Source organism: Streptomyces sp. GESEQ-35, from assembly GCF_017948485.1.
In the GTDB taxonomy this organism is placed as follows: domain Bacteria; phylum Actinomycetota; class Actinomycetes; order Streptomycetales; family Streptomycetaceae; genus Streptomyces.
Window position 1 is genome coordinate 66,602 of the sequence record NZ_JAFFSX010000016.1, and the last position, 14,216, is coordinate 80,817.

Annotated in this window: 8 protein-coding genes and 1 riboswitch; of the genes, 1 reads left to right on the top strand and 7 read right to left on the bottom strand. The window is 69.7% G+C overall.

Annotated features, from left to right (window positions below; all coding sequences use genetic code 11):
• Window positions 1–128: 128 nt before the first annotated feature.
• The 4 genes from KCH87_RS28185 to KCH87_RS28200 form a co-directional block, all read right to left on the bottom strand.
• Window positions 129–824, bottom strand: a complete 696-nt coding sequence (locus KCH87_RS28185) for a GntR family transcriptional regulator (RefSeq protein ID WP_210589093.1) — start codon at window positions 822–824, stop codon at window positions 129–131.
• 186 nt (window positions 825–1,010) lie between these two features.
• Window positions 1,011–1,769, bottom strand: coding sequence for a M23 family metallopeptidase (locus tag KCH87_RS28190; RefSeq protein ID WP_210589094.1), 759 nt, complete (start codon window positions 1,767–1,769; stop codon window positions 1,011–1,013).
• A gap of 12 nt (window positions 1,770–1,781) precedes the next feature.
• Window positions 1,782–1,949: riboswitch (cyclic di-AMP (ydaO/yuaA leader) on the bottom strand.
• A gap of 202 nt (window positions 1,950–2,151) precedes the next feature.
• Window positions 2,152–3,540 carry a pitrilysin family protein gene (locus KCH87_RS28195; protein WP_210589095.1) on the bottom strand — a complete coding sequence of 463 codons (1,389 nt, stop codon included), beginning with the start codon at window positions 3,538–3,540 and terminating at the stop codon, window positions 2,152–2,154.
• Entirely contained in the window at window positions 3,537–4,928 is a 1,392-nt protein-coding gene (locus tag KCH87_RS28200) for a pitrilysin family protein (RefSeq protein ID WP_210589096.1), read from the bottom strand. The genes KCH87_RS28195 and KCH87_RS28200 overlap by 4 nt, the downstream gene beginning before the upstream one ends.
• A gap of 316 nt (window positions 4,929–5,244) precedes the next feature.
• On the opposite strand from KCH87_RS28200, the gene KCH87_RS28205 reads away from it, so the two are divergent.
• Window positions 5,245–7,701, top strand: a complete 2,457-nt coding sequence (locus KCH87_RS28205; RefSeq protein WP_210589097.1) for a DNA topoisomerase (ATP-hydrolyzing) subunit A — start codon at window positions 5,245–5,247, stop codon at window positions 7,699–7,701.
• Here KCH87_RS28205 and KCH87_RS28210 read toward each other — a convergent pair.
• From KCH87_RS28210 to KCH87_RS28220, 3 genes are all read right to left on the bottom strand, one after another.
• On the bottom strand, window positions 7,698–8,765 hold the full coding sequence (locus KCH87_RS28210; RefSeq protein ID WP_210589098.1) for a GTP-binding protein: 1,068 nt from the start codon (window positions 8,763–8,765) through the stop codon (window positions 7,698–7,700). The genes KCH87_RS28205 and KCH87_RS28210 overlap by 4 nt on opposite strands.
• A gap of 153 nt (window positions 8,766–8,918) precedes the next feature.
• The gene (locus KCH87_RS28215) at window positions 8,919–11,090 is read right to left on the bottom strand and encodes a ThuA domain-containing protein (RefSeq protein WP_210589099.1); all 2,172 of its coding nucleotides are present in this window, start codon (window positions 11,088–11,090) and stop codon (window positions 8,919–8,921) included.
• Window positions 11,091–11,095: 5 nt separating this feature from the next.
• Window positions 11,096–13,939 (bottom strand): carbohydrate-binding protein, encoded by a 2,844-nt coding sequence (locus tag KCH87_RS28220; protein WP_210589100.1) that lies wholly within the window; start codon window positions 13,937–13,939, stop codon window positions 11,096–11,098.
• Window positions 13,940–14,216: the final 277 nt, after the last annotated feature.

The window sequence follows — 14,216 nt, forward strand, 5'->3', positions numbered from 1 at the left end:
GGCTGCGACTTTCGTCGCAGCACGGAAGGGCCCGCCCGAATTATCGGGCGGGCCCTTCGCATTTCCCGCTTACGGGCAGCAGAAATAATCCCCCGCGAATTAACCCCTCTTTGTATACGGCGCCCGTGTTAATGCCGCAGGCTCGGCATGTTTACGGGATGTTGCGAATTCCTCACACGGTCCGCGCGATCGGGGCCGCCATTGAACCGCAGTCGATGCGCGGCGCCCGCGCGCTCGGTGTGCAGGGCGGTGACCGCCCGGGCGCGCTCGCCGTCGCCGCGCGCCACCGCGTCGACGATCGCGCCGTGCTCCGCCCAGGACTCCGCGGGGTTGGCCGGCGCCTCCACCGCGTACATCCAGGCGATCTTGTGCCGCAGCTGGGTCAGCATCGAGGTCAGCGCGGGGCTGCCGGAAGCCTGGGCGAGCGTCTCGTGGAACCAGCCCCCCAAGGAGCGCAGATCCTCGCTGTTGCCCCGCCTGGCCCGCTCCTGACCCAGCCTGACCAGGCCCCGCAACACCTTGAGGTGCGCCTCGGTGCGCCGCTGGGCGGCCCTGGAGGCGCCGAGCGGCTCCAGGAGCATGCGCATCTCCAGCAGGTCGGCGGCCTCCTGCTCGGTCGGTTCGGCGACGCACGCGCCCGCGTGCCGGCGGGTCACCACGAACCCCTCGGCCTCCAGCGTGCGCAGTGCCTCACGGACGGGGACGCGCGAGACGCCGTAGCGGCGGGCGAGGAGTTCCTCGGTGAGCCGGCCGCCGCGCTCGTAGACACCGGCGACGATGTCGTCCCGGATCGCCGTGCATACCGAGTGCGCCGGAATACGCATGACCGACCTCCGCCTTAATCCCCGTGAAACGTCGATGATTGACGTGTGTTCCGTGACTCTATTGCAATGAGCCGGAATTTCCGATGGCGGGCCGGAATCCATGGATATTTTTTGGACAACCGGGCGTGTGAAACGCCGAAACCCCGGCTCGGGAGCCGGGGCCTCGGGATGCGGAGCGATCGGTCGTCAGACGTTCACGCCGTGCGAGCGCAGGTAGGAGACGGGGTCGATGTCGGAGCCGTACTCCGCGGTCGTACGGGCCTCGAAGTGCAGGTGCGGTCCGGTGACGTTGCCGGTCGCTCCGGAGAGGGCTATCTGCTGACCGGGGGTGACGCTCTGGCCCACCGAGACACCGATGGACGACAGATGGCCGTACTGGGTGTACGTGCCGTCATTCATCTTGATCACGACCTCGTTGCCGTACGAGCCGCTCCAGCCCGCCTCGACGACCGTGCCGCGGCCGACCGCGTGGACGGAGGTGCCGCTCGCGGCATGGAAGTCGACGCCGGTGTGGCTGCCGGAGGACCACAGGGAGCCGCCGGTCTGGTAGCCGGTGGAGACGTACGAGCCGGTGACCGGCAGCACGTAGCTGTTGAGGCGCTTGCGCTCGGCCTCGCGGGCGGCGCGTTCCTTGGCCTCGCGGGCCTTCCTCGCCTTCTCCGCAGCGGCCTTCTTCGCGGCAGCCTCGGCCTTCTTCGCGGCTGCGGCCTCCTCGGCGGCCTCCTTCTGGGCGGCGGCCTGCTCCGCGATCGGGTCGGCGGCGGCGACACTGAGGACCGGGATCAGGCCGGTCGTCTCGGCGGCGGGCTCGGCCGCGAGCGCGGGGGCGGCCAGGGTGCCGATGACACCGGTGGTGGTGAGGGCCGCGACGCCCGCCGCGCGGGCGGTGGTGCGCTGGATACGGCTGGGACGGCGGTGCTTCCCGGTGGCGCAGGTGAACGCCATGTAGTGGCTGGTCCTTTCCTTCCTTCTCGCCTACCGGGTTAGCTGACGGGTTCGGAGCAGGAAGGTCTCCTACGGACCCCCTCGCTGCACGCGTGGGCGTCCGATTCACCCCAGGGACTACGTATGTGGGTCCCCGGCTCCCCTGGCTCGCGCCGTCTGGGGACTCGGCGATGACTGTCCGGTGCCGCGGACGCGGCGCAGTGCCTGACGGACAGCCCGGAAGACGCTAAACGGGACATCTTTCAATCCCCAAACGGATCACGGCTTTTGTAGCGCATGCCACAGGCCAGACAGGCAACCTCTCCCGTAATTCGGACATAAAGGAGCCCTGGCGACGCTTCCGTCACCAGGGCTCCACGCGCGCGTACCCGTGTGTTCGCTGCTACTCGGCGGACACGACGGTGACTTGGCCGACGCCGAGTGCCTCGACCGGCTCCTTGATCTGCGCCGCGTCGCCCACGAGAACCGTCACCAGACGGTCCACCGGGAAGGCGCGTACGGCAGCCGCGGTGGCCTCGACGGTGCCGGTCGCGGCGAGCTCCCGGTAGAGCGTGGCCTGGTAGTCGTCCGGCAGGTACTGCTCCACCTGGTCGGCCAGCGTGCCGGCCACGGCCGCGGCGGTCTCGTACTTCAGCGGCGCCACCCCGACGAGGTTCTGTACGGCGACGTCGCGCTCGGCGTCGGTGAGCCCGTCCGCGGCGAGCGTGCGCAGCACCGTCCACAGGTCCTGGAGTGCGGGACCGGTGTTCGGGGTGTCGACGGAGCCGCTGATGGCGAGCATCCCGGCGCCCGAGCCGTCCGGGGCGGACCGCAGCACCTGCCCGAACGCCCGCACTCCGTAGGTGTAGCCCTTCTCCTCGCGCAGGACGCGGTCAAGCCGGGAGGTCAGGGTGCCGCCGAGGCAGTACGTGCCGAGCACCTGCGCGGGCCACACGCGATCGTGGCGGTCGGGACCGATCCGGCCGATGAGCAGCTGCGTCTGGACGGCGCCGGGGCGGTCCACGATGACGACGCGGCCGGTGTCGTCGGCGGTCACCGGCGGCACCGGGCGCGGCTGCGCGGGCGAGCCGGTCCAGGAGCCGATCGTCTCGCCGAGCAGCGCGTCCAGGTCGATGCCGGTGAGGTCGCCGACGACCACGGCGGTGGCCGTGGCGGGGCGGACGTACCTCTCGTAAAAGGCGCGTACGGCCGCGGAGTCGATGGTCGCGACCGTGTCCTCGGTGCCCTGGCGCGGGCGTGACATACGCGAATCCGCCGGGAACAGCTCCTTGGAGAGCTCCTTGGCTGCCCGGCGGGAGGGGTTGGCCAGCTCGTGCGGGATCTCGTCGAGGCGGTTGCGGACCAGCCGTTCGACCTCGCTGTCCGCGAAGGCGGGCGCCCTGAGGGCGTCGGCGAGCAGCCCGAGCGCCTTGGGGAGGCGCGAGACCGGGACCTCCAGGCTCACGCGGACGCCGGGGTGGTCGGCGTGCGCGTCGAGGGTGGCACCGCAGCGCTCCAGCTCGGCGGCGAACTCCTCGGCGGAGTACTTGTCGGTGCCTTCGGAGAAGGCCCGCGCCATGATCGTGGCGACGCCGTCGAGGCCGGCCGGTTCGGCGTCCAGCGGCGCGCCCAGGAGCACCTCGACGGCGACGACCTGCTGGCCGGGGCGGTGGCAGCGCAGGACCGTCACGCCGTTGTCGAGGGTCCCGCGCTCGGGGGCCGGGAACGCCCACGGCCTGGCCTCGCCGGCCTGGGGCTCGGGGTGGAATTCCATAGCGGCGAGCTCGGTCACTTGGCCGCCTCCTCGTCCTCGTCGGTGGCTTCCACGGTCGCCGCGGAGTCCAGGTCTTCGGTGGGTTCCTCGACGGTCTCCGTGGGGACGGTCGGCTCGTAGACCAGCACCGCTCGGTTGTCGGGTCGCAGGCGCGCCTTGGCGACCTCCTGGACCTCCTCCGCGGTCACCTCGAGCACCCGCCCGACGGCCGTGAGGGCGAGCTGCGGGTCGCCGAACAGGACGGCGTACCGGCACAGTTCGTCGGCGCGGCCCGCGACCGTGCCGAGCCGGTCCAGCCACTCGCGCTCCAACTGGGCCTGGGCGCGCTCCATTTCCTCGGCCGTGGGGCCCTCCGCGGCGAACCGGGCGAGCTCCTCGTCGATGGCGGTCTCGATCACCGGCACCTCCACGTCACCGGACGTCTTCACGTCCAGCCACCCCAGGGAGGGCGCGCCGGCCAGCCGCAGCAGACCGAACCCGGCGGCGACTGCCGTACGGTCGCGCCGTACGAGCCGGTTGTAGAGACGGGAGGACTCGCCCCCGCCGAGCACCGTGAGCGCGAGGTCCGCCGCATCGCACGCGCGCGTGCCGTCCTCCGGCAGCCGGTAGGCGGCCATCAGCGCACGCGCGGGGACCTCTTCCTCGACGACCTCGCGCAGCTGCCCGCCGATGGTCTCGGGCAGTCCGCCGTCACGCGGGGCGGGCTTGCCGTCGTGCGAGGGGATGGAGCCGAAGTACTTGTCGACCCAGGCGAGCGTCTGCTCCGGGTCGATGTCGCCGACCACGGAGAGAACCGCGTTGTTGGGCGCGTAGTACGTCCGGAAGAACGCCCGCGCGTCCTCCAGGGTCGCCGCGTCCAGGTCGGCCATCGAGCCGATCGGCGTGTGGTGGTAGGGGTGGCCCTCCGGGTAGGCGAGGGCGGTCAGCTTCTCGAACGCCGTCCCGTAAGGGACGTTGTCGTAGCGCTGCCGGCGTTCGTTCTTCACGACGTCGCGCTGGTTCTCCATGGACTCGTCGTCGAGAGCCGTGAGCAGGGACCCCATGCGGTCGGCCTCCAGCCAGAGGGCGAGCTCCAGCTGGTGGGTGGGCATGGTCTCGAAGTAGTTGGTGCGCTCGAAGCTGGTGGTGCCGTTGAGCGAGCCGCCGGCCCCCTGGACCTTCTCGAAGTGGCCGTTGCCCTTCACCTGGCCGGAGCCCTGGAACATCAGGTGCTCGAAAAGGTGAGCCAGGCCGGTACGGCCCTTGACTTCGTGGCGGGAGCCGACGTCGTACCAGAGGCACACCGCGGCGACCGGGGTCAGGTGGTCCTCGGAGAGCACCACGCGCAGGCCGTTGGCCAGGCGGTGCTCGGTCGCTGTCAGGCCCCCGGTGCCTGCCTGGTCTGTGGCCGTGTGACCCATGGGCATGTACGTCCCTTCGATCGCGGAAACACTTGTCGTAACTGCGGAAATCCCGCCGGTCCTGCCACTGTATGCAAGCGTGCGGAGGCTCGGCGAAGTTCCCGGCCGACGTACGCCCAGAGCGAGATCGCGTAGCCTGCGGGCGTGCTGTCCCGCCGAAGGCCGGCGGCACCTGCGAACGCCGGGCGGGACGGCTTACGTCGGGCCCTGGTCCGCGTTGTCAGTGGGGCGGTCCACAATGGTCCGCATCAGAGTCAGTTAACGCTTCAGCAAGAGCGCGCCCCGTAGGCGAGCGACCAGGAGACAGAGGAGCCAGGCAGCGATGGCCCGCCGCAGCACGAAGACCCCGCCGCCCGACGACTCGTTCGAGGAGCGGATCCTCGACATCGACGTCGTGGACGAGATGCAGGGCTCCTTCCTCGAGTACGCGTACTCGGTCATCTACTCCCGAGCCCTGCCGGACGCCCGCGACGGCCTCAAGCCGGTGCACCGTCGCATCGTCTACCAGATGAACGAGATGGGCGTACGCCCCGACCGCGGCTATGTAAAGTGCGCCCGCGTCATCGGCGAGGTCATGGGTAAGTTGCACCCGCACGGCGACGCGTCGATCTACGACGCGCTGGTGCGCATGGCCCAGCCCTTCTCGATGCGTGTCCCCCTCGTGGACGGCCACGGCAACTTCGGCTCGTTGGGCAACGACGACCCGCCCGCCGCCATGCGGTACACCGAGTGCCGTATGGCCGAGGCCACGGGCTTGATGACGGAGTCCATCGACGAGGACACCGTCGACTTCACGCCCAACTACGACGGCCAGGAGCAGGAGCCGGTGGCCCTGCCCGCCGCCTTCCCGAACCTCCTGGTCAACGGCGCCTCGGGCATCGCGGTCGGCATGGCCACGAACATGCCGCCGCACAACCTGCGCGAGGTGATCGCGGCGGCCCGCCACCTCATCCGGCATCCGGGCGCCGATCTCGAAGCCCTGATGAGGCACGTTCCCGGCCCCGATCTGCCCACCGGCGGCCGGATCGTCGGCCTGACGGGCATCCGGGACGCGTACGAGACGGGCCGCGGCACCTTCAAGATCCGTGCCACGGTGGCCGTCGAGGACGTCACCGCGCGCCGCAAGGGCCTCGTCATCACCGAGCTGCCCTTCACCGTCGGCCCGGAGAAGGTGATCGCCAAGATCAAGGACCTGGTCGGCTCGAAGAAGCTCCAGGGCATCGCCGACGTCAAGGACCTCACCGACCGTCAGCACGGCCTGCGCCTGGTCATCGAGATCAAGAACGGCTTCGTGCCGGAGGCCGTCCTGGAGCAGCTCTACAAGCTGACGCCGTTGGAGGAGTCCTTCGGCATCAACAACGTGGCGCTGGTCGACGGGCAGCCCCTCACGCTGGGTCTCAAGGAGCTCCTCGAGGTCTATCTCGACCACCGCTTCAACGTGGTGCGGCGCCGCAGCGAGTTCCGCCGTGGCAAGCGGCGCGACCGGCTGCACCTGGTCGAGGGTCTGCTCACCGCCCTGGTGGACATCGACGAGGTCATCCGCCTGATCCGCTCCAGCGACAACTCCGCGCAGGCCAAGCAGCGCCTGATGGAGCGGTTCTCGCTGAGCGAGATCCAGACGCAGTACATCCTGGACACGCCGCTGCGCCGCCTCACCAAGTTCGACCGGATCGAGCTGGAGTCCGAGAAGGACCGGCTCAGGGCGGAGATCGAGGAGCTGACCCGGATCCTCGAGTCGGACGCGGAGCTGCGCAAGCTGGTCTCCGCCGAACTGGCCGCGGTGTCCAAGAAGTTCGGCACCGACCGGCGTACGGTCCTGCTGGAGTCGGGGGGCGCCCCGGTGTCCGCCGTTCCGCTCCAGGTCGCGGACGACCCGTGCCGGGTGCTGCTGTCCTCGACGGGTCTGCTGGCGCGTACGGCGAACGGCGAGCCGTTCCCGGAGGACGCCGACGCCCGGCGCACCAAGCACGACGTGATCGTCTCGGCGGTGCCGGCCACGGCCCGTGGCGAGATCGGCGCGGTCACCTCGGCGGGCCGGCTGCTGCGGATCAATGTCATCGACCTGCCGCAGCTCCCGGACACGGCGTCCGCGCCCAACCTCGCGGGCGGCGCCCCGCTGACCGAGTTCGTCTCCCTGGAGGACGACGAGACGCTGGTGTGCCTGGCCACGCTCGACGAGTCGTCGCCGGGTCTGGCGCTCGGCACCGAGCAGGGTGTGGTCAAGCGGGTGCTCCCCGACTATCCGTCCAACAAGGAGGAGTTGGAGGTCATCACCCTCAAGGAGGGTGACCGGATCGTCGGCGCGGTCGAGCTGCGCACCGGCGAGGAGGATCTGGTCTTCATCACGGACGACGCGCAGTTGCTGCGCTACCAGGCCTCGCAGGTCCGTCCCCAGGGCCGTCCGGCGGGTGGCATGGCGGGCATCAAGCTCACCGAGGGCGCCAAGGTCATCTCGTTCACGGCGATCGATCCGGCGGCCGACGCCGTGGTGTTCACGGTCGCCGGCTCGCGCGGCACGCTGGACGACTCCGTGCAGACGACGGCCAAACTGACTCCGTTCGACCAGTACCCGCGCAAGGGCCGCGCCACGGGCGGTGTGCGCTGCCAGCGGTTCCTCAAGGGCGAGGACTGTCTGTCCCTGGGCTGGGCCGGCCCGGTCCCGGCGCGGGCCGCGCAGAAGAACGGCACACCGGCCGACCTCCCGGAGATGGACCCGCGCCGGGACGGCTCGGGCGTGTCCCTGGCGAAGACCGTGTCGGTGGTGGCCGGGCCGGTCTAGCAGCCGGGTTCCTCAAGATCCGCTGCGGGATCCTGTACGTAGCGCAGGACGCCCCACATGCCGTGCTCGTCGGCGTGTGGGGCGTCGTCCTTGCACGCCTCCAACTCCTTGCGCAGAGCGGGGACGTCGATGCCTGCGCCGATGAGCACGAGCTGGGTCACGCGCGCGTCGGCGGCAGCCCAGGGTTCCGGATGGAAGCGGAGGAACCGTCCGACGGCGTGAACGGCGTACCGGTTGTCCGTGTCGTGGTGGCCGAAGTCGACGTATCCCTTGATCCGGTACAGCCCTTCGGGACGGCTGTCGAGGAACTCCATCATCCGGCGTGGGTTCAGGGGCACTTCGGAGGTGAAGGACAGGCTGTCGTAAGCCGAATGCAGATGAGCGGCATGGTCGTCTGCTCCGTGGTCGTGCAGGTCGTCGAAGGAGAGCTGCCCGATGCGCTCGCCCGTGGGGCGGCAGTCGAAGAGGAATTCGGGGTCGATGCGCCCGTAGGAGGCGGGTACGACGGCTGCGCGGTCGACGAGGGACCGGACGAGCCCGAGGACCCGTTCTCCGTCGGGCGCCCGGTCGACCTTGTTGACGACGACCAGGTCGGCGAGGGCGAGATGCCGGTCGATCTCGGGGTGCTTCGCCCGCGTGTCGTCGAACTCGGCGGCGTCGACGACCTCGATCAGCCCGCCGTACACGATCCCCGGATGCTCACTGGCGAGCACCATCCGCACGAGTTCCTGCGGCTCGGCCAGACCGCTGGCCTCGATGACGATGACGTCGATGCCGGCGGAGGGCCTGGCGAGCCGGTCGAGGTAGAGATCGAGCTCGCTCACGTCCACGGCGCAGCACAGACAGCCGTTCCCGAGGGACACGGTGGAGTCGCCGAGCGCGCCGGCCACGGCCATCGCGTCGATCTCGATGGCACCGAAGTCGTTGACGACGGCACCGATACGGCTGCCGCCGCTGCGGTGGAGCAGATGGTTGAGCAGCGTCGTCTTGCCGGAGCCCAGGAACCCGGCGAGAACGATGACCGGGATCTGCTGCGGGCGCTGCGGACTCGGCGTGTGACCCAACGTGCGACCTCTTCAGGGAGCTGTACAAAGATGCGCCGCCCAGGATACGAGCCGGGGAGATCCGCGGGCGCCTCCATCGATGTGACGTTGCAGGTCGAAGGGCGCCCGGTCCGGCGTGCGCGGACCGGACGCCCTGGTGAGGGGCGACAGCCGTCAGTCGCTCAGGGCGGCCTGCGCGGCCTGGAAGCGGCTCACCCAGTACGCGGTGCGGTCCAGGTAGGCCGTCTGGGCGGCTTCGCCGGTCTTGCCGTAGGCGCCCTCGTACGTGAGGTAGCCGTGGCCGGCGGGCGGGGTGGAGTCGGCCGGTTCGATCGAGCTGCCCTCGTGCCACTCGTTGAAGGAGGTCACCGACACCCAGGTCGGTGAGCCGCCGATCGCGGGATCGAGGGCGTTGTTCCACTGCTTGTCGTAGGCGGCGCCGTTCGCGCGGTCCACGGTGGGTGTGGTGTTGCCCGGCACCGCGCGGTCGTCGAGGTAGCCGGGGGCGACGGACGGGGACCAGATGAGGTTGTTCGCGCGGGCGTAGTCCCCGGCCTGCTTCCAGCCCGGGGCCGTGGCGCCGGCGATGCCGTCGTAGGTGTACAGGCCGGAGAAGTGCGCGATCTTCGTGGTGTCGGTGGTCTGGGCGAGCACGATGCTGTTGCCCGTGACCTGGTCGAGCGGCGTCCAGTCGGTGATGTCCAGGCTCTGGAAGACGTAGAAGGCGCTCTTCCCGCCGTGGTCGGCGGACCGGTAGAAGGCCGGATGGCTGCCGTAGGTGTTGTTGATGTACTGGATGTCGGCGACCGTCGAGGCCGCGGTGCGTCCGGAGTACGGCTCCAGGTGCCAGGCCACCTTGACGCCTTCCTTCTGGGCGGCGTCGAGGACGCCCTGGACGAGCCCGTCCTCGTAACTGCCCTGTCCCCACCAGCTGTAGACGATAACGCCGGCCCCGGACTGCGTGACCCACTTCATGTGCTGGGCCACCGCCCCGGCGAAGTCACCGGAGTCGTACGGGCCGAGCGTCGGGTAGAGGTCGGCGCCGATGTCGTCGGGCGGGGTGCGGTTGCCCTGCTGCCAGTGGCGCCAGCCACCGTTGACCGTGGGGCTGCCGTACCAGGGGTAGTAGAAAAGGTGGACGTCCTGGGACGGCGTGACCTCGCTCGGTGTGGCGGTGAGGGTGAAGGTGTCGATGTCGAAGAGGGAGCCCGAGCCGCCGGTGAAACGCAGGAACAGCGGCCCCGAAGCGGCGGCGGACAACGCGGTGTTCACCGTCGTGAACGTCTCCCAGCCACCCGTGACCGGCACACTCACCGAACCGAGCAACGTACCCGTGGCCGAACCCGAACGGACCTCGATCGTGCCGCCCGCACCCGCCGACGACACCTTCGCGGAGAACGACGTCGCACCCGCCGTCGACACCGACGAGTAACCGGCCCAGTCACCGTTCTCGATATAGCCCAACGTGTTCCCACCACTGGCCGACGCATGGGCGGCCACCTGGACCCCCGACCCCGACGTGTACGACTCGGCCTCCACCTGGCCGGTGCCCGCCGGCGGGGCGCAGTTGCCGGGCGCCTGCCCGGCCGCGTACCGCACGCCGCCGAGCAGCAGGGAGCGGAAGGCCGGGTCGCTGTAGGACTCGATTGTGTGGCCGAGCCCGGTGTAGAAGGACCGGCCCTGGCCCTGGCTGTGGCACCAGGTGATGGGGTGGTCCCCGCTCATCTCCCCACCGCTGTAGGAGGATTCGTCCAGGCTCTGCAGGACGTGGACCGTGGAGCGCGGGTTGGTCCGGTAGTTGTACCACTCGTCGGTACGGGTCCAGGTCGCGCCCAGGTGCGTGGTCGCCGGGTGGGTCCGGTCCTCATTCTTGACGACGGCCTGCTGGATCGCGGGGTGGCTCTTGAACCAGGCGCCCACGAGCTGTCCGTAATACGGCCAGCCGTACTCGGTGTCGGCGGCCGCGTGCACGCCGAGGTAGCCGCCGCCGTTGTCGACGTACGACTGCAAGGCGGTCTGCTGGCTGTCGTTCAGGACGTCGCCGGTCGTGTTGAGGAACACCACCGCCTCGTACGTGGCCAGGTTCGCGGTGGTGAAGGCGCCCGCGTCCTCGGTGGCCGTGACGGCGAAGTCGTTCTGCTGGCCCAGCGTTTGCAGGGCGCTGATGCCGGCCGGGATGGCGTCGTGCCGGAATCCGGCGGTCTTGGAGAACACCAGGACGTCGTAGGCCGCGGCCTGCTGTTCGGGGGCGGCCTCGGCCGCCTGGATCGGTGCGGCAAGTCCGCAGGTCAGTGCCAGCGCCACGGCAGCCGGAGCGCGACGCAGACGTCGGAGCAGAGTTCTCATGGTCCTCAGCCCTTTCGTGCCGTGGCGGTGAGTGTGAAGGTGTCGATGTCGAAGAGGGAGCCCGCACCGCCGGTGAAGCGCAGGAACAGCGGCCCCGAAGCGGCGGCGGTCAACGCGGTGTTCACCGTCGTGAACGTCTCCCAGCCACCCGTGACCGGCACACTCACCGAACCGAGCAACGTACCCGTGGCCGAACCCGAGCGGACCTCGATCGTGCCGCCCGCACCCGCCGACGACACCTTCGCGGAGAACGACGTCGCACCCGCCGTCGACACCGACGAGTAACCGGCCCAGTCACCGTTCTCGATATAGCCGAGCGTGTTCCCGCCACTCGCCGCCGCGTGGGCGGCCACCTGGACCCCCGACCCCGACGTGTACGACTCCCCTTCGTGAGTGGTGCCGGCGGTGTCGGCCGTCGTGAAGGTGAAGGCGTCGACGTCGAAGAGGTTGCCGTTGCCGGTCGGACCGCGGAAGACGAGGTACAGCTGTGTGGCACCGGACGGGGCTCCGGTCAGGTTGGCCGTGACGTCGGTGTACGTCTCCCAGCCGCCGGTCACCGGGACCGTGGCCGTGCCGAGCAGCGTCCCGGTCGTGGACCCGGCACGTACCTCGATGGTGCCGCCGGCGCCGGCGGAGGCCACCCTGGCGGTGAACTTCGAGGCGTTGCCCAGCGAGTAGGGCTGGAAGGAGATCCAGTCGCCGTCGTCGGTGAAGCCGACCGAATTGCCGCCCTCGGCGGGGCCGTGTCCGGCGATCTGGATTCCGGACTGGGCGCTGAAGTGCTCGGCCTGCCGGTGGCGCGGCTGGAGGGTGCGGAGGGAGTGCGTGGTCAGTCCGTCGGCGTCGGTGTACTCGGCGTCGAAGACTCCGTAGAGGTTGGCGGCGCTGTCGTGTTCACCGTCTGGGGGCACGGTGATCGACCCGTTGCAGCCGTTCGCCGAGGTGATGGCGTGGGTGTGGCTGTCGTGGCCGAGCAGATAGGTGACCTTCACCTTGGAGCAGTCGACCATGCCGTCCTCGGGGTCGCTGACCTGGACCGTGAAGGGCACGGTGTCACCGAAGGAGAACAACTTCCCGTCGGTGGGCTGTTGCAGGGTGACGGTCGGCGCGGTGTTGCCCGCGGTGACGACCAGACTGGCCGTACCGGTGAGGCCTTCGGGGTCCTTGACGGTCAGGGTCGGGGTGTACGTCCCCTTCGTGGTGTACGTGTGGCTGGGGTTGGCCTCGGTGGAGGTGGCGCCGTCACCGAAGTCCCAGGAGTACGTCAGGGCCTGGCCCTCGGGGTCGGAGCTGCCCGCGGAGGAGAACTTCACGGTCAGCGGCAGCGTGCCGGAGGTCTTGTCGGCGGCCGCCTTGGCGACGGGGTTGCGGTTGCTGCCGGCGATGTACTCGATGCGGTACAGCGCCTGGTTGTTGCTTCCGGTGCCGTAGTCCAGGACGTACAGCGCCCCGTCGGGCCCGAAGTCGGTGTCCATCACCTGTGTGCCGTTCCAGGGGAAGTCCTCGATCGTGCCGTACGAGCCGTCGCTCTTGACCTCGATGGACTTGATCCACTGGCGTCCGTACTCGGCGGCGAAGTAGCGGCCGTCGAGGGACTGCGGGAACTTCACCGACGAGTTCAGGTTCGGGTCGTAGCGGTAGACCTCGCCGCCCATCGGGGACTCCGAGCCGCCGCCGAACTCGGGCGGCGAGCCGTCCAGTCCGTACTTGATCCAGCTGGGCTTGACCGGAGGCAGCTTGGCCTGGCCGGAGTTGCGGAAGGAGTTGTTGGCCGGGCCGCCCGCGCAGTCGTACTTGGCGCCGGACGGGCCGCTGGGGAAGGTGTACTCGTTGTAGACCTCATTGGTGGTGTTCGTGCCGGTGCAGTACGGCCAGCCGAAGTTGCCCGGCGCGGTGATGCGGTTGAACTCGACCTGGCCGCCGGGGCCGCGGCCCGCGTCGGTGGAGCCGGCGTCGGGACCGTAGTCGCCGAGGTAGACCACTCCGGTGGCCCGGTCGACGGACATCCGGAACGGGTTGCGGAAGCCCATCGCGTAGATCTCCGGCCGGGTGCCGGCGGTGCCCGGGGCGAAGAGGTTGCCGGACGGGACCGTGTAGCCACCGGCGGCGGTGGGCTTGATCTTCAGCAGTTTGCCGCGCAGGTCATTGGTGTTGCCGGAGCTGCGCTGGGCGTCGAACTGCGGGTTGCGGTCGGTGCGTTCGTCGATCGGCGCGTACCCGGCCGAGTCGAACGGGTTGGTGTCGTCGCCCGTGGTCAGGTACAGGTTTCCGGCCGCGTCGAAGTCGATGTCACCGCCGACGTGGCAGCACTGGCCGCGGTCGTTGGGTACTTCGAGGACGACCTTCTCGCTTGCCAGGTCGAGGGTGTTGTCGGCCTTCAGCGTGAACCGCGACAGGTTGAGGTGCCCTTTCCAGGGCTCGAAGTCGGCGGCGGACCCGGTGACGGGGGCATCACCGGCCGGGGTGTTCAGCGTCGGCGAGTAGTACGCGTAGACATACCGGTTGGTGGCGAAGCCGGGGTCGGCGGCGATTCCCTGCAAACCCTCTTCGTCGTGGGTGTAGACGCCGAGCTTGCCGGCCGTCTTGGTGTTGCCCGCCGGGTCGGTGTACCGGATCGTGCCATCACGTGCGGTGTGCAGGACGGACCGGTCGGGCAGCACGGTCAGCGACATCGGCTCGCCCAGTTCCGCTGCACCGGTGGCGAGTTGGACCTGCTGGTAGTCGGCGGCCGGGATGTCCGCCGGAGCGGTGACCGCGGCGGCTGCCGGCGGAGCGGCCGCCGCCGTTCCGGCCACGAGGAGCGCGAGGGCGGTGAGCCATCTGAGCCCTGCGCGAAGGCGCTGAGACATGAAGGGGCTTTCCTTCCTGACGGTGGGGGATGTCAGGCAAGGCGCGCGCCGGCCGCGCTTGCCGCGTGCTTCAGTCGTGCGTCGCTTGGTGCGTCGTTTGATGCGTCGCTTGGTGCGTCGCTTGGTGCGTCGCTTGGTGCGTCGCATGTACATCGCAGGTGCGATTCAGATGCGACGCAGTTTCTTCGAGGGTGCGGAAGCAGGGTTCTTGCGATATTCGAGCGCAGAATTGCGAGCTTCTGCGGGCGAGTTGCATGCTGGCGAGACCCGACCAATT

What these genes read in the sequence shown, in the direction of transcription:
- KCH87_RS28200 (WP_210589096.1), bottom strand. Translation starts at nt 4,928, where the DNA reads ATGCCCATGGGTCACACGGCCACAGACCAGGCAGGCACCGGGGGCCTG.
- KCH87_RS28215 (WP_210589099.1), bottom strand. Translation starts at nt 11,090, where the DNA reads ATGAGAACTCTGCTCCGACGTCTGCGTCGCGCTCCGGCTGCCGTGGCG.
- KCH87_RS28220 (WP_210589100.1), bottom strand. Translation starts at nt 13,939, where the DNA reads ATGTCTCAGCGCCTTCGCGCAGGGCTCAGATGGCTCACCGCCCTCGCG.
- KCH87_RS28190 (WP_210589094.1), bottom strand. Translation starts at nt 1,769, where the DNA reads ATGGCGTTCACCTGCGCCACCGGGAAGCACCGCCGTCCCAGCCGTATC.
- KCH87_RS28205 (WP_210589097.1), top strand. Translation starts at nt 5,245, where the DNA reads ATGGCCCGCCGCAGCACGAAGACCCCGCCGCCCGACGACTCGTTCGAG.
- KCH87_RS28185 (WP_210589093.1), bottom strand. Translation starts at nt 824, where the DNA reads ATGCGTATTCCGGCGCACTCGGTATGCACGGCGATCCGGGACGACATC.